Raw genomic sequence first — 15,634 nt, forward strand, 5'->3', positions numbered from 1 at the left:
GCCGATCCCCCGTCCCCTTCATCGTTGTGCCCGAGGAGCCGAAACAGATGGCGAACTTCTCCAAGCCGACCGCGCCGCGGTTCTCCGTGGACGTGTACCAGAACGAGTTCCTGCCACAGGGCGGCCGGGACGTCAGCGCGATCGTCACGGTCACCTCGACCGGCGGCGGCACCACCGGGGGCTTCGCGGGCAGCGGCCCCGCCGGCGTCGTGATCATGGTCGACTGCTCCGGCTCGATGGACTACCCCGCCACCAAGATGCGCGGCGCGCGGGAGGCGACCGCCGCCGCCGTCGACACCCTGCGCGACGGCACCCACTTCGCCGTCGTCGCGGGGACGCACGTGGCGAAGGAGGTCTACCCGGCGAACGGCGGCCTCGCCGTCGCCGACGCCCGGACCCGCGCCGAGGCCAAGGAGGCGCTGCGCCGGCTCTCCGCGGGCGGCGGCACGGCGATCGGCACGTGGCTGCGCCTCGCGGACCGGCTGCTGTCCTCCGCCGAACTCACCATCCGGCACGGCATCCTGCTCACCGACGGCCGCAACGAGCACGAGTCGCCGGAGGAGCTGCGGGCCGCGCTCGACGCCTGCGCGGGCCGGTTCACCTGTGACGCGCGCGGGGTCGGCACGGACTGGGAGGTCAAGGAGGTCACCGGGATCGCCTCGGCGCTCCTCGGCACCGCCGACATCGTCGCCGACCCGGCCGGACTCGCCGCCGACTTCACGGCGATGATGGAGCACGCGATGGGCAAGGGCGTCGCGGACGTCGCGCTCCGGCTGTGGACCCCGGTCGGGGTCGAGATCATGTTCGTGAAGCAGGTGGCGCCGGCCGTCGAGGACCTGACCGGGCGGCGCACCGAGGCCGGGCCGCGCGCCGGGGACTACCCGACGGGCTCGTGGGGCGACGAGTCCCGCGACTACCACGTGAGCGTGCGGGTCCCGCAGGCGGCGGTCGGCCAGGAGATGCTGGCCGCCCGGGTCTCCCTGATCGCCCCGGACCCGGCGGGCGGCGATCCGCGCCCGCTGTCTCAGGGACTGGTACGGGCGGTGTGGACGGACGACCTCGCGATGTCGACGTCGATCAACCCGCAGGTCGCGCACTACACGGGCCAGGCCGAGCTGGCGGACGTCATCCAGCAGGGGCTCGATGCCCGCAAATCGGGCGATCGGGACGGCGCGACGGCCAAACTGGGCCGTGCCGTGCAGCTCGCGGCGGCCTCCGGCAACGCGGATACGGCGAAACTGCTTTCGAAGGTGGTCGACGTCGTCGACGCGGCGACCGGTACTGTGCGTTTGAAGGCGAAGGTCGCGGAAGCGGACGAGATGACACTCGAGACCCGCTCCACCAAGACCGTTCGCGTGAAGAGGTAGCCCGGCCACCGGGCCGGACGACGAGAGGGGGAAGCACCGACATGCCGACCTGCCCGAACGGACACCAGTCGGTCTCCGACGACTGGTGCGAGGTCTGCGGCCATCGCATGGCCGGGGCGGGTGCGCCGACGGGTGCCGTACCGCCGCCTCCCCCGCCGCCGCCCCCCGCGTACGGATACCCCGGCCCCCAGCCCGGTGCAGGCCAGCCCCCGATGGGCCCGCCGCCCGGCGGTCCGGGTGGTCCCGGTGCTCCTCAGGGTGCTCCCGGTGCTCCGGGAGGCTACGGCCCCGGCGCCCCCGCGGCTCCCGGCGGCTTCGGCCACACCGGCGACCCGAACGCGACGGCCCAGGCCGAGCTGTGCCCGCAGTGCCGTACCCCGCGGGAGCACATGGCGCCGTTCTGCGAGGAGTGCCGCTGGAACTTCCTCACGAACACGGCGACCTCGTACACGCCGCTGGCCCCGCACAACGCCCCGCCGCAGCAGCCCGGGCCGCCGCCCGGACTGAACCTGCCGCCGGGCTTCCAGTCCCCGCCGCCCGCGCCTCCGCAGCAGCAGCCCCCGCAGCCGGACCCGTTCGGCTACCAGGGCTCGCGGCCCTCGCAGGTGAACCGGCCGGCCGAGCCGCTGGGCGCCGAGCCCACGCACCATCAGGCCCCGCCGCAGCGCCCGCCGGCGCAGCAGCAGCCGCCTGCGCCGCCGGCGTACCTCCAGGCCCAGGCCCCTGCCCCGCCCGCGCCGCCGCAGCCGCGCGCGGACGACGACTGGGTCCTGTCGCCGCCGTCGCAGCACCAGCCGCCGCAGACCCCGCCGGCCCCGCCGCAGCACCAGGCCCCGCAGGCGCCGCCCCACCAGGCCCCGCCGCCTCCGCAGCAGCACCAGGCGCCGCAGCCTCCGCCGTACCAGGGGTCCCCGCAGCACCAGGGGCCCCCGCAGCACCAGGAGCCGCATCAGGGTCCTCCGCAGCACCAGGGTCAGCAGCCTCCGCAGCAGTTCCAGCCCCCGCGGCCGCAGCAGCCGCTGAGCTGGACCGCGGTCATCGGCCCCGACCGCGAGTACTTCATGGCGATGATGCAGCGCAGCGGCCCGGAGGCCACGGGCCTGAACCTGCCCGCGTACTCGCCGGACAAGCACCTGCCGCTCCAGGGCAACCAGGTCTCCATCGGCCGTCGCCGGCACTCCACCGGCGAGTCCCCCGACATCGACCTGTCGGTGCCGCCGGAGGACCCGGGCGTCTCGCACCAGCACGCCGTGCTCGTGCAGCAGCCGGACGGCTCGTGGGCGGTGGTGGACCAGAACTCCACCAACGGCACCACGGTCAACGGCGGCGAGGAGCCGATCCAGCCCTACGTCCCCGTCCAGCTCCAGGACGGCGACCGGGTGCACGTCGGCGCCTGGACCACGATCACGGTCCGTCTCGCCTGACCGTCAGACGGTCCCCGGCAGGGGCCAGGCGTACGGCCCCGCGGGGTCGTCCAGCCAGGCCCACTGACGGGCGCCGCTGACCGTCACCCCGAAGCGCTCCCGCTCCGGCCGCCGCTCGCGCAGCCAGAGCGAGAGCGCTTCGCGCCTGTCGGGCCCCGCCCCGCCGATCAGCCCCCACAGGAACAGGAAGCGCTCGTCGGCGCCCGGCCCGTGGCGCGGCCCCTGGGACGCCCGGGCGCCGACGCCCCGGAGCGCCACGAAGTACGCCGAGGTAGCGAGGAACCGTCCCTCCGCGTGCCCGGCGTCGCGCACCCGCAGCAGGATCAGCCCGGTGGACAGCGGGGCGAGGACGAGCGCCCCGGGCCGGCACTGGGCGAGCCAGGGGTACGGGACGGAGGGCACCGCGCAGGTCGCCACGATCCGGTCGTACGGGGCGCGCTCGGGGCAGCCGCGGGCGCCGTCGGCGGCGAGCACCGCGGGCCGGTACCCGGCGGCCGCGAGATGGGTCCGGGCGGATTCGGCGATCTCCTCGTCGAGGTCGACGGTGGTGACGTGCTCCTCGCCGAGACGGTGGCAGAGCAGGGCCGCGTGGTAGCCGCTGCCGGCGCCGATCTCCAGGACGTCGTGCCCGTCGCGTACGTCCAGGGCGTCGAGCATGAGCGCCATCAGGGAGGGCTGGCTCGCGGACGAGACCAGGTCCCCGTCCCGTACCCGGGTGGCGATCGCCGTGTCCGCGTACGCCCCGCGCAGCCAGCGGTCCCGCCGCTCCGGCTCGGGGTCGCCGGACCAGAGCCGCTCGTAGCCGCCGGGCGCGGAGACGTAGTAGTACGGGACGAAGAGGTGGCGCGGCACCTCGGCGAAGGCCGCCCGCCAGGCGGGGTCGGTCAGCAGGCCGTCCTCCTCGATCTCCCGCACGAGCGCGCGCCGCTCCCTCGCGCCGGCCTCGGCGAACTCGTCCATGGGTCCACTCTCCCGCCCTCGGGGGCCCCGGGCGAGCGGCCGTACGGGCGGTCCGGGGACGGTCCTAAGCCTCCGGTCCTCGGCCGGGTCATCTGAGACGATGGAACGGTGAACGAGATTCCCGGGGAAACGACGCAGGAGCAGACCTTCTACGAGCAGGTCGGCGGCGAGGAGACGTTCCGCCGTCTCGTCCGCCGTTTCTACGAGGGGGTCGCGGGGGACCCGCTGCTGCGCCCGATGTACCCCGAGGAGGACCTCGGTCCGGCCGAGGAGCGTCTCGCCCTCTTCCTGATGCAGTACTGGGGCGGCCCCCGCACCTACAGCGACCACCGCGGCCACCCCCGGCTCCGGATGCGCCACGCCCCGTTCACCGTGGACCGGGCGGCCCACGACGCCTGGCTCCGCCACATGCGCGACGCCCTCGACTCCCTCGGCCTCGCGCCGGAGCACGAGAGCGAGCTGTGGCGGTACCTGACGTACGCGGCGGCTTCGATGGTGAACAGCGCGAACTAGCAGACCCCCGGCCAGAAGCACGGATTGAAACGTTCCGGACACGGAACGCCGATTAACGGTCACGATCCCATCAAGGTCCGTGTGCAAGCGGTTACCAGCGACGCGTGCCCTCTGAAAGCATCCGAGGAAACTTCAGCGGGGGCCAGGGGGATGGGTGACGGGGTTCGTATTTCTGCGTGTCAGGGCACACCGGCTGCTGCTCGCCGCGGCGCTGCTCGCCGTGCTCCTGACGACCTCGGTGCTCGCCACCCTCGCCGCCTTCTCCGGCGCGATCGGGGACGCGGCGCTCCAGGCCGGACTGCGGGGCCGGTCCGCGGCCGCCGCCTCGATGCTCGTGCGGGGGCAGGTGCCGGCCGGGAAACGGGCCAGTGCCGACGCCGCCGTCGCGGACGGCATGCGGAAGACCTTCGACGGGCTGCCGGTGACCGTACGGCGGCTGGAGCTCTCGGGGCCGTACGCGCTGCCCCGGAGTCTCCAGCCGCCCGCCGCCCGCCAGGGCGACCCCGACCTGACACAGTTCGCCGCGCTCGACCGCTCGCGGCTCTCGCTCGTCAAGGGCTCCTGGCCCGCGCCCGCCCGGGCCGGCGGCGTCGTCGAGACGGCGCTGCCCGAGGAGGCCGCCCGGCGGCTCAAGGTCGGCCCCGGCACGGTGCTCGACCTCACCGACCGGCTCAAGGACCGGAAGGTGAAGGCCCGGGTCACCGGCGTCTACCGGCCCGTCGACACGCGTGACCTGTACTGGCAGCTCGACCCGGCGGGCGGCCGCGGCGTGCGCACGGTCGCGTTCACCACGTACGGGCCGCTGCTCGTCGACCCGGCCGTCCTCGGCTCCGGGGCGCTGAGCTCCGGCGACACGTCCTGGCTCGGCTCCGCCGATTTCACCGGCTTCACCACGGACCGGATGGACGCCCTGCGGACCACGGCGACCGAAGGCCCGAAGGCGCTGGCGGACGCCACCGACAAGTTCGGCACGACGATCTCCGCGTCGACCGCGCTCCCCACCGTCCTGGACCAGACCCAGCGGGCGCTGCTCGTCTCCCGCTCCACCCTCCTGATCGTCGCCGTGCAGCTGGTGCTGCTCGCCGCGTACGCCCTGCTGCTCGTCGCCCGGCTGCTCAGCACCGAGCGCTCCGGCGAGACGGCCCTGCTGCGGGCCCGCGGCGGTTCACGGCGCCGCATCGCCGGTCTCGCCGCCGCCGAGGCCCTGCTGCTCGCCCTGCCCGCCGCGCTCGCCGCCCCGCTCCTGTCCGGCCCGCTGACCCGGCTCTTCGCCGAGCGGTCCGCGCTCTCCTCGCTCGGGGTGCGCCTCGACACCTCCCCCTCACCCCAGGTGTGGCTGGTCGCCGCCCTGGTCGCGCTGTGCTGCGCGGCGGCCGTCGTGGCCCCCGCGCTCGCCGCCGGGGACGGCTCCGTCGTCTCGCTCCGCAAGGCCCGCTCGGCGGCGCTCCCCGGTCCGGTACGGGCCGGGGCCGACATCGGCCTCCTCGCCATCGCCGCCGTCGCCTACTGGCAGCTCCAGCGGCCGGCCTCCGCGGGCGGCACCCTCGGCGCGGACGAGGCCGGCGGGGGCTCCGTCGACCCGGTGCTCATCGCCGCGCCCGCCCTCGCCCTGCTCGCCGGCACCGTCCTGACGCTGCGTCTGCTGCCGCCCGCCGCCAAGCTGGCCGAGCGGCGCGCGGCCGGCGGACGCGGTCTCTCCGCCGCCCTCGCGGGCTGGCAGTTCAGCCGCCGGCCGCTGCGCGGCGCGGGCCCCGTCCTCCTCCTCGTCCTCGCCGTGGCGATGGGCATGCTGGCCATCGGGCAGAGCGGCTCGTGGGAGCGCTCGCAGCGCGACCAGGCCGACTTCCGCACCGGTACGGACATCCGGGTGCTGGGCGCGGGACCCGGCGAGCCGACGCAGACCGAACGCCTCGCCGCCGTCCCGGGCGTCGAGGCCGTGGCCCCGGTGCACCGCTCCAGCATGGACGTGTCCGGGAAGAACGCCGCCGTCCTGGCCGTCGACACCCGCAACGCCGGCGGGCTGCTGCTGCGCCCCGACCTCTCCGGCGTGCCCGTCCCGTCACTGCTGGCCCCGCTGACCCCGAAGTCCACCGGCCTCCCCGGTCTCCCGCTGCCCGCCGGCACCCGCACGCTCGCCCTCGACCTGCGGACCTCCGCGCCCGCCGGCACGCCCGAGGCCCGGGTCACGGCCGTCCTGGCGGACCCGAGCGGCATCCCGTACCGGCAGGCCGTGGGATCGCTGCCGTCCGACGGCCGCACGCACCGGCTGAGCCTCGACCTCGGCGCGCTCACCGCCGTGCCCGGCACCGACGACGCCCACGGCTCCGGCGGCCGCCTCGCCCTCATCGGCCTGGAGCTCGCCGGGCCGATCGCCGACGGCCCGGACCACACGCGGACCCTGCACGTCGAGAGCTTCACCACCACCGGGGCCGACGGCGGCACGAAGACGCACGACCCCGCGCAGGTCCTCACCCCCTGGGCCTCCGCCTTCGAGCTGGCCTACCTCAACGGGGAGACGACCGAGGGCGCCGCGAACGGACGGACCGGCAGCGCCGGGCCCGGCGGTCGCCCCGCCCCGTACTCCGTCTCCTTCGCCCTCACCAGCATCCCCGTCGGGGACGGCAAGCTCGCGCCCTCGGAGTTCGCCCTGCGGCTGGACGCCCCCGCCCCCAAGGCCCCGAAACGCCTCTCGGCCGTGGCGACCGAGACCTTCATGACCGCGACCGGCGCCGAGCCCGGCGACCTCATCGAGGTCGACATCGACGGCCGCCAGGTCGACGCCACCGTCGACCGGGTGGTCAAGGAGCTGCCGACCACCGGCCCCGGCGCCCGCACCGACTCCGCCGCGAGCGGCATCGCCACCCCCGAGGACGGCGGCGCGGTCCTCCTCGACCTGGCCGCGGTCAACCAGTACCTCTCCTCCGCCACCGACGGGACGGTGACCCTGCCGCCCGGCGAGTGGTGGCTGACCACCGCCCCCGGCCGCACCGACGAGGTCGCGAAGGCCCTGCGCGCCCGCGCCGACACGGACCCCTCCCAGGTCCTCGTACGCGACGAGATCGCCGCCGAACTCCTCGGCGACCCGCTCGGCGCGGGCCCCAACGCCGCCCTGATGGCGGTCGCGGCGGCCGCCGCCGCGCTCGCCGCCGTCGGCTTCGCGGTCGGCTCGGCCGGCGCGATGCGGGAACGCTCCGCCGAGTTCGGCGTGCTGCGGGCGCTCGGCGCACCGCGCCGCAAGCTCGCCCGGCTGGTCGCCGCCGAACAGGGCCTGCTCATCGGCATCGGCCTGCTCGTCGGCATCGGCCTCGGCACCGTCCTGGCCCGGGCCGTCGTCCCGCTCGTCGTCCTCACCGGCCAGGCCACCCGGCCCGTCCCGCCGGTCCTCGTCGAACTGCCCCTCGGCCAGGTGGCCCTGCTCCTCGCCGGCGTCGCCGCCCTGCCGCTCGCCATCGTCGCCGGGATCGCCCTGCGCCGCACCGACCCGGCCGTGACCCTGCGCCACCAGGGGGACAACTGATGCCGCCGACCGCCCCGTACAGCGACAACGACGACGGCACCGACATGCCCGCCGCGCGCAGGAAGGCCCCCGACATGCCCCGGTCCGACAAGCCCGCCCGCGCGGTGGCGCCCTGGGTGCGGACCCGGCTGCGGACCGCGCCCTGGGCCGCCGCCTCCCTCGCCCTGCTCGTGCTCGTCACCGCGTACCTCGCGGCCGCGCTGCCCCGTGCCGTCGACCGGTACGAGACCGAGGGACTCCGGGACGGCGTCCGGACCGCCGCGCCCCGCAACACCGTCCTCGAACTGACCTACACCATCCCCGTGTCCGAGCACGGCCCCGGTCTGGCCCCCGGCTTCCTCCAGGGACAGCGCGAGGCGGTGCGCGCCCTGTTCCCCGCGCCGATCCTGACCGACCCGGAGCACAGCTTCCACGGCGTCCGCACGGTCAAGCGGCTCACGGGAACCGACCCCTGGCTGCCCGCGCCCGACGGGGTTCCCCCCGAGTTCCTCCTCTCCGCGCCGTCCGCCCTCACCGAGAACGCGAAGCTGCGGGAGGGCCGGCCGGCCGCGGGCACGGCCGACGCCCCGGAAGCCGTGGTGACCGCGAAGACCGCCGAGTCACTGCACCTGAGGCCCGGCTCCGTCGTGCACGTGCCGAGCAAGCTCAGCGTGGTGCCGATCGCCGTCACGGTCACCGGGATCGTGGAGCCCCGCGCCCCCGAGTCCCCCTACTGGGCGGTCGAACCGCTGCTGCACACCCCGGCGCTCACCCCGCTGATCGGCGACGAGATCAAGTACTACTGGCAGGCCGCCCTGATCCTGTCCCCCACCTCCGCGCCCGCCGTGCTGTCCACCACGGGCGCCCCGGAGGTCTTCTTCCGGTACATGCCGGAGGCCGGCCACCTCACCGGGCGGGACATCGACCGGCTCGACGCCGCCCTCGACTCGGCGACCGGCGGACCCGACCTGGTCAAGATGCGCAAGACCGTGAAGGCCAACGCCGCCCTCGCCACACAGCTCGACGAGATCGTCGGCTCCTACCGCTCGATGCGCGAGGCCATCGACCCGGTGGTGGCCGTCGCCGTCTTCGGGATCGGCGCGGTCGCCGCGGTCGTCCTCGCGATGACCGGCGGCCTCTTCGTCGCCCGCCGCGACAGCGAACTCTCGCTGCTCCGCTCCCGCGGCGCCTCCCTCACCGGCATCGGCCTGCGGCTGCTCGGCGAGACCTCGGCCGTCGCCGTACCGGCCGCCGCGCTCGCCCTCGGCCTCGCGGTGGCGACCGTCCGGCCACCCGACGGCGGGTCCGGCGGGATCCCCCTCGGCCCCTCCGTCCTCGCCGCCGCCCTCGTCGCCCTGCTCGCGATGCTCGTCCTCCCCGTGCGGGCGGTCGTCCTGCACCGGCGCCCGCGCCTTCACGGCGGCCGCGACGACCTGCTCACCGCGCGCCCCTCCCGGCGCCGCACGGTCCTCGAACTCACCCTGCTCGTCCTCGCCGTGGGCGCGGTCGTCTCGCTGCGGCTGCGCGGCACCGGCGACTCCGGGGACCACCTGGTGAGCGCCGCCCCCGTGCTCGTCGGCCTGATCGCCGCCATGGTCCTCGTACGGGTCTACCCGCTGCCCCTGCGGTGGCTGGCCCGCCCGGCCCGCAGACTGCGCGGTGCCGTCGGACCGCTGGCCCTCGCCCGCGCCGGGCGCGCCCCGTCCTCGGGCACCCTCCCGCTGCTCGCCCTCGTCCTCGCGCTGACCACGGCGGCCTTCGGCGGCTCGGTCCTCGCGGGCGTCGCCGACGCCCGGGACCGCGCCGCGCTGCTCGCGACCGGCGCGGACGCCCGGATCGGCAGCCCGATCGAGTGGACCCCGCTGCCCGCCGGACTCACCGAGTCGGTGCGCGGTCTGAAGGGGGTACGGGACGTGGCCGCGGTGCAGTCCGAGTACGGGGTCTCCCTGCCGTCCACCCAGGGGACCGCCGTCCAGCCGATGAGCGCGGCGCTCGTGGGCGTCGAGCCCGCCTCGTACACCCGGCTCGCGCAGCGGACCGGCTTCGGCCCCTTCCCCGCCGGGCTGCTCGCCTCGACCGGCAGGGGCGGCGAGGACGCCGTGGCGGACACCGAGCGGGTGCTGCCCGCGATCGCCTCGCCGTCGGTCGCCGAACGGCTCGGCAAGGGCCCCATGGACATCATCGCGGCGGCGGGTGTCTTCCGGGTGAAGGTGGTCGCGGTCCGCTCGACCACCCCGGCCCTGGACGACGCCGACTTCCTCCTCGTCAACGGCGCCGACCTCACCCACCGGGCGGACACCTCGCTGCTCGTCACGGGACCGGTGGACGGTGCCGCGCTGCGCGCCGTCGTGAAGGCGAAGTCGGCTCAGGCGAAGTCGGCTCGGGGGAAGTCGAGCTCCCTCGTCGTGAAGCTGCGCAGCGAGGAGCGGGCCACGTACGTGGACTCGCCGCTCCAGTCCGGTGCCGAGCAGATCTACCTCGGCGCGATCGGCGCGGGCGCCGCCTTCGCCGTCGTGGCCGTGTTGCTCTCGCTGCTGCAGAGCGCGCCGGAGCGGACCACGCTCCTCGCCCGGCTGCGGACCATGGGGCTCACCCGGAAGCAGGCGCGGCGGCTGCTCGGCCTGGAGGCGCTGCCGCAGGCGGTCCTCGCGGCGCTCGGCGGCATCCTCGTCGGCTGGGCGACGGTGCCGCTGCTCGCCCCGGGCATCGACCTGTTCCGGCTGGCGCTCGCGACGGCACCGGGCTTCGCCCCGCTGGACAGCGCCCCGCTGCGGGCGGACCCGTGGTCGCTCCTGCTGCCCGCGCTCGCCGTCGTCGTCCTGACGGCGCTCGCGGCGGCCGGACAGGCGTGGTGGGCGGGACGCAGGAGCTCGATCAAGGAACTCAGGGCAGGAGACGCACGATGACGAAGACCGACACGGCCCCGTCCGACACGACTCTTGAGGAGCTGGAGCGGCGGGCCACCGCGCACCGCGACCGGCCCTCGTACGGTCATGACGCGCTCATCGCCTGCGACCGCCTGGTCCGCATCTTCACCACGGACGGGGTGGAGGTACAGGCGCTCCAGGGGCTCGACCTCCTGGTGAAGGAGGGCGAGTTGATGGCCCTGGTCGGCGCCTCGGGCTCCGGCAAGTCGACGCTGATGAACATCCTGGCGGGACTGGACGTGCCGACCGCCGGCGCGGCCCGGGTCGCCGGCTGCGACCTGCTCGGGATGGACGGCAAGGCGCGGCTGCGCTACCGCCGCGAGGTCGTCGGCTTCGTCTGGCAGCAGACCGCCCGGAACCTCCTCCCGTATCTGACGGCCGCCCAGAACGTGGCGCTGCCCATGCAGTTGCGGGGTCGCGCCAAGCAGAAGGCGGAGCGGGCCGAGGAGCTGCTCGCCATGCTGGGCATCGCGGAGATCCGGGACCGGCGGCCGCACCAGCTCTCCGGCGGCCAGCAGCAGCGGGTGGCCATCGCGGTCGCCCTGGCCAACAACCCGGCCGTGCTCCTCGCCGACGAGCCGACGGGCGAGCTGGACTCGGCCACGGGCGAGCAGGTCTTCGCGGCCTTCCGCCGCGCCAACGAGGAGCTGGGCACGACGATCGTGATCGTCACCCACGACCAGGCGGTCGCCTCCGAGGTGCGCCGCACCGTCGCCATCCGCGACGGCCGCACCTCCTCGGAGGTGCTGCGCCGCACGGAGGTCGACGAGCTGGGCCAGGAGTCGATGGTGGCGCGCGAGTACGCGATGCTCGACCGCGCGGGCCGCCTCCAGCTCCCGGCGGAGTACACCCAGGCCCTCGGCATGGAGCACCGGGTGGCGCTGGAGCTGGAGCAGGACCACATCGGGGTGTGGCCGGACGACGCGGAGGGCTGAGGCCGGAGCGGCGCAACCGTGCACGGCGGAAAGGGCGTCCCCACCCACGGATCCGGCCGACTGCCGAAGTCGTTCACGGGGGTGCTCATGGGAAAGGCCGTGCCGTACGCCGGGGCGCTGCTCGTGCCCGCCGTCGCCGGAGCGCTCCTGTGGCAGTGGGCGGGCTGGAACCTCCGCAGCCCGCACGGCCTCCCCACGGTCCTCGCGGTGGGCGGCGGCCTCGCACTGACCGCCGCCGCGCTCCTGGCGCACAACGCGCTCTTCCGCGAGGGCGGCAGCATCGCCGCGGCCGTCCTGATCCTGGCGGGCCTGACGGCGGTCTGGGTGGAAGCGCGGGACTCCGCGGTCCGGGGCGCGGTCGCCGACTGCGTCGTGGTGGGCGAGGTCCGGGTCACCCACCACCCGACCTTCGGCGAGGGCGCACCCCCCGCCAAGACGCTGTACCACCACACGCTGGACTGCGTCGGCGGCTATCCCACCGAGTTCTCGGCCGAGGAGCGGATCGCCGCGACGGGCGGGGCGGTCCGGATCGCCTACGACCCGGCCCACCGCATGGACCCGGTCCTCGCACGCGACAACGAGGACCACGGCTCCCCCGTGATCCCGGCCTCCCTGCTCGTCCTCTCGGCGGCGCTCTCGGTGGCCGCGATCGCCGGGGAGGGACGCGACGAGGGGCTCAGCCGGTCAGGTCCATGAGCCCGGCCGCCGTCGGGCGGAAGCCGCACCGCTCGTGGAAGGCGGTGAGGTGCGGCTCGAAGTCCACGTGCAGCCAGTGCGCGCCGCGCTCGCGGACGGCCTCGGCGGCGGCCCGTACGAGGGCGACGCCGAGGCCCTGGCGGCGCTCGTCGGGGTGGACGGTGGTGTCGAGGAGGAAGGCGTGGACGCCGCCGTCCCCGACGACGTTCACGTAACCGACGAGCCGCCCGGCACGGCGGGCGGTGACCCGGAGCAGGCTGCGGGCGAGGACGGGACCGAAGTCGGTGTCCTGGTGCCCGGGCCAGGCGTCGTGGAAGAGGGTGTTGAGTTCGTCCCCGGTGAGCGGCCCGTCGACCCGGAAGTCGATCACCGAGGGGTGAGACCCATCGCGATCGGTACGGTACGCAGCGCGATCGAGCCGTACGGGGTACGCAGCCGCAGCCACGGTCCGGAGGCGAACAGGGCCACCGGCGCCTCCCCCGGCGGCAGGAAGCCGAGCGACTGGGCGGCGTGCACGGCACGCAGCGGCAGCCCGGTGGCGCCGAGGGTCCGGGACCAGATCTCGCGGCCGAGGGCGTCGCGCCCGGTCCGGGTGCGCTGCTCCTCCGGCAGCTCCTCGTCCCGCGCGCGGAACTCGCGGACGGCGGCCGCGACGGCGCCCCGCATCCCGGGGACGTCGGGAAGGCCGGGAACCGGCTCCCAGCCGGCGCGCGGCGGGAGCACGCCGGTCCACGGCGGGCCGGTCACGGAGTCGGGGACGACCGCCTTGCCCGCCGACTCCTCGATGCCGTCGAGGAGTTCGCCGGCGGAGACGGTGACGTCGAGGTCCACGGCGTCGACGAGGCGGGCCGTGCGGATCGCGAGCACCTCGAACGACGGAGGCCGCCCGAAGACGGCAAGCGCCCCGCCGCCCGCCTGGAGGCGGACGGCGGCGGCCCGGTCGTAGTGGACGAGCCGGGTGAGGAAGGCGGCGAGGGCCGCGGCCTCCCTGGCGTCGGCGAAGTGCAGCGGAGCGAGCACGGTCATGCGGCGGACGACATCCCGTCGTCGACGTACTCCTGGAGGAACTCGCGCTCCTCGGAGGTGATCCGGCGCGGCCGCTGCGCCTCCAGGTCGAAGGGCACGACGACCGTGGACGCCCGGACGTACACGACGTCCGCGTCCTTGACCTCGTACGCGATCGTCAGCGACGCCGCGCCTATCTTCGTGACCCAGGACTCGATGGTCACCGGCTCGTGCCGGTGGACCAGCGGCCGCTTGTAGTCGATCTCGTGCCGGGCCACGACGGACCCGCCGGAGAACGAGGGGGAACCGTCCCCCGGCGCCAGCCGGAACATGAAGTCGATCCGCGCCTCTTCCAGGTACCGCAGGAAGACGACGTTGTTGACGTGCCCGAAGGCGTCCATGTCCGACCAGCGAAGGGGACAGCTGTAGATGTGCCTGGTCACTGACCTCAGCCTCGGGTCAGCTTCTTGTACGTGGCGCGGTGCGGGCGGGCCGCGTCCGGGCCGAGCCGCTCGACCTTGTTCTTCTCGTACGACTCGAAGTTGCCCTCGAACCAGTACCACTTGGAGTCACCCTCGTACGCGAGGATGTGGGTGGCGACCCGGTCCAGGAACCAGCGGTCGTGGGAGATGACCACGGCCGCACCCGGGAACTCGAGGAGGGCGTTCTCCAGGGACCCCAGGGTCTCGACGTCGAGGTCGTTGGTGGGCTCGTCGAGGAGCAGCAGGTTGCCGCCCTGCTTGAGGGTGAGCGCGAGGTTCAGGCGGTTGCGCTCACCACCGGAGAGCACACCGGCCGGCTTCTGCTGGTCCGGCCCCTTGAAGCCGAACGCGGAGACGTAGGCGCGGGAGGGCATCTCGACGTGGCCGACGTTGATGTAGTCGAGCTCGTCGGAGACGACCGCCCACAGCGTCTTCTTCGGGTCGATGTTGGCGCGGCTCTGGTCGACGTACGAGATCTTGACGGTCTCGCCGACCTTGACGGAGCCGGAGTCCGGGGTCTCCAGACCCTGGAGCATCTTGAAGAGCGTGGTCTTGCCGGCGCCGTTCGGGCCGATGACACCGACGATGCCGTTGCGCGGCAGGGTGAAGCTGAGATCGTCGATGAGGACCTTGTCGCCGAAGGCCTTGGAGAGGTTCTCGACCTCGACGACGATGGAGCCCAGACGCGGGCCCGGCGGGATCTGGATCTCCTCGAAGTCCAGCTTCCGCATCTTGTCGGCCTCGGCCGCCATCTCCTCGTAGCGGGCGAGACGGGCCTTGGACTTGGCCTGACGCCCCTTGGCGTTGGACCGCACCCACTCCAGCTCTTCCTTCAGACGCTTCGCACGCTTGGCGTCCTTCTGGCCCTCGACCTTGAGGCGGGTCGCCTTGTTCTCGAGGTAGGTGGAGTAGTTGCCCTCGTACGGGTGGGCGCGACCGCGGTCGAGCTCAAGGATCCACTCGGCGACGTTGTCGAGGAAGTACCGGTCGTGGGTGACGGCGACGACGGTGCCGGGGTACTTGGCGAGGTGCTGCTCCAGCCAGTTCACCGACTCGGCGTCAAGGTGGTTGGTGGGCTCGTCGAGGAGGAGCAGGTCGGGCGCCTCGATGAGGAGCTTGCAGAGCGCGACGCGGCGCTTCTCGCCACCGGAGAGGTTCGTGACCGGCCAGTCGCTGGGCGGGCAGCCCAGGGCGTCCATGGCCTGCTCCAGCTGGGCGTCGAGGTCCCAGGCGTTGGCGTGGTCCAGGTCCTCCTGGAGCTTGCCCATCTCGTCCATGAGCGCGTCCGAGTAGTCGGTCGCCATGAGCTCGGCGACCTCGTTGAAGCGCTGCAGCTTCCCCATGATCTCGGCGGCGCCGTCCTGCACGTTCTCCAGGACGGTCTTCGACTCGTCGAGCGGCGGCTCCTGCAGGAGCATGCCGACGGTGAAGCCGGGCGACAGGAACGCGTCACCGTTGGACGGCTGCTCCAGGCCCGCCATGATCTTCAGAACGGTGGACTTACCGGCACCGTTCGGGCCGACCACACCGATCTTCGCGCCCGGCAGGAAGCTCAGCGTCACGTCATCGAGGATGACCTTGTCGCCGTGCGCCTTGCGCGTCTTGCGCATCGTGTAGATGTACTCAGCCAAGAGAAACCGTCCGGCAAGGAGTGAGTGGGCAGATACACCCCATCTTGCCTGACCGCCACCCTCAGGCGGAAACCGGTAAGACGGGAAGCGGGGCCGCGGAGGGGGCCGCGAGGGGCTCCCGAGGGCGGAAGGAAGCCGTTTCGGGGCGTGGACGTGCGACGACCCCGGGCGCGGGTGCGGTCCGGGGTCGTGCGGGGG

The 15,634-nt window shown here is 74.4% G+C and carries 12 protein-coding genes; 7 read left to right on the top strand and 5 right to left on the bottom strand.

Going from position 1 to position 15,634, the window contains the following annotated elements; genetic code table 11:
* Nucleotides 1-47: 47 nt before the first annotated feature.
* Nucleotides 48-1,367, top strand: coding sequence for a vWA domain-containing protein (locus tag ACN9M0_RS12055; RefSeq protein ID WP_366035723.1), 1,320 nt, complete (start codon nt 48-50; stop codon nt 1,365-1,367).
* Between the two features lie 41 nt (nt 1,368-1,408).
* Nucleotides 1,409-2,791 carry an FHA domain-containing protein gene (locus ACN9M0_RS12060; protein WP_426403573.1) on the top strand — a complete coding sequence of 461 codons (1,383 nt, stop codon included), beginning with the start codon at nt 1,409-1,411 and terminating at the stop codon, nt 2,789-2,791.
* Nucleotides 2,792-2,794: 3 nt separating this feature from the next.
* Here ACN9M0_RS12060 and ACN9M0_RS12065 read toward each other — a convergent pair whose 3' ends face one another.
* The gene (locus ACN9M0_RS12065) at nt 2,795-3,751 is read right to left on the bottom strand and encodes a methyltransferase domain-containing protein (RefSeq protein ID WP_399698107.1); all 957 of its coding nucleotides are present in this window, start codon (nt 3,749-3,751) and stop codon (nt 2,795-2,797) included.
* A gap of 108 nt (nt 3,752-3,859) precedes the next feature.
* On the opposite strand from ACN9M0_RS12065, the gene ACN9M0_RS12070 reads away from it, so the two are divergent.
* The 5 genes from ACN9M0_RS12070 (at nt 3,860) to ACN9M0_RS12090 (ending at nt 12,318) form a co-directional block, all read left to right on the top strand.
* Nucleotides 3,860-4,264 (top strand): globin, encoded by a 405-nt coding sequence (locus ACN9M0_RS12070; RefSeq protein WP_366035720.1) that lies wholly within the window; start codon nt 3,860-3,862, stop codon nt 4,262-4,264.
* A gap of 154 nt (nt 4,265-4,418) precedes the next feature.
* Nucleotides 4,419-7,781, top strand: a complete 3,363-nt coding sequence (locus ACN9M0_RS12075) for an FtsX-like permease family protein (protein WP_426403574.1) — start codon at nt 4,419-4,421, stop codon at nt 7,779-7,781.
* 44 nt (nt 7,782-7,825) lie between these two features.
* Nucleotides 7,826-10,666 (top strand): ABC transporter permease, encoded by a 2,841-nt coding sequence (locus ACN9M0_RS12080; protein WP_426405296.1) that lies wholly within the window; start codon nt 7,826-7,828, stop codon nt 10,664-10,666.
* Nucleotides 10,663-11,622, top strand: coding sequence for an ABC transporter ATP-binding protein (locus tag ACN9M0_RS12085; protein ID WP_366035718.1), 960 nt, complete (start codon nt 10,663-10,665; stop codon nt 11,620-11,622). Before ACN9M0_RS12080 ends, ACN9M0_RS12085 begins: the two co-directional genes overlap by 4 nt.
* 18 nt (nt 11,623-11,640) lie before the next feature.
* Nucleotides 11,641-12,318, top strand: a complete 678-nt coding sequence (locus ACN9M0_RS12090; protein WP_399698099.1) for a hypothetical protein — start codon at nt 11,641-11,643, stop codon at nt 12,316-12,318.
* Here ACN9M0_RS12090 and ACN9M0_RS12095 read toward each other — a convergent pair.
* From ACN9M0_RS12095 to ettA, 4 genes are read right to left on the bottom strand one after another with little or no spacing between them, the layout of a single operon-like run.
* On the bottom strand, nt 12,299-12,688 hold the full coding sequence (locus ACN9M0_RS12095) for a GNAT family N-acetyltransferase (RefSeq protein ID WP_399698096.1): 390 nt from the start codon (nt 12,686-12,688) through the stop codon (nt 12,299-12,301). The two genes, ACN9M0_RS12090 and ACN9M0_RS12095, sit on opposite strands and share 20 nt — an antisense overlap.
* On the bottom strand, nt 12,685-13,344 hold the full coding sequence (locus ACN9M0_RS12100; RefSeq protein ID WP_366035715.1) for a hypothetical protein: 660 nt from the start codon (nt 13,342-13,344) through the stop codon (nt 12,685-12,687). Before ACN9M0_RS12100 ends, ACN9M0_RS12095 begins: the two co-directional genes overlap by 4 nt.
* Complete coding sequence (locus ACN9M0_RS12105) at nt 13,341-13,766, bottom strand: acyl-CoA thioesterase (RefSeq protein ID WP_366035714.1); 426 nt, start codon at nt 13,764-13,766, stop codon at nt 13,341-13,343. The genes ACN9M0_RS12100 and ACN9M0_RS12105 overlap by 4 nt, the downstream gene beginning before the upstream one ends.
* A gap of 5 nt (nt 13,767-13,771) precedes the next feature.
* Complete coding sequence (gene ettA, locus ACN9M0_RS12110) at nt 13,772-15,436, bottom strand: energy-dependent translational throttle protein EttA (protein ID WP_366035713.1); 1,665 nt, start codon at nt 15,434-15,436, stop codon at nt 13,772-13,774.
* Nucleotides 15,437-15,634 lie beyond the last annotated feature (198 nt).

Origin of the sequence: Streptomyces sp. R-07, assembly GCF_049913175.1 — a bacterium.
GTDB lineage: Bacteria > Actinomycetota > Actinomycetes > Streptomycetales > Streptomycetaceae > Streptomyces.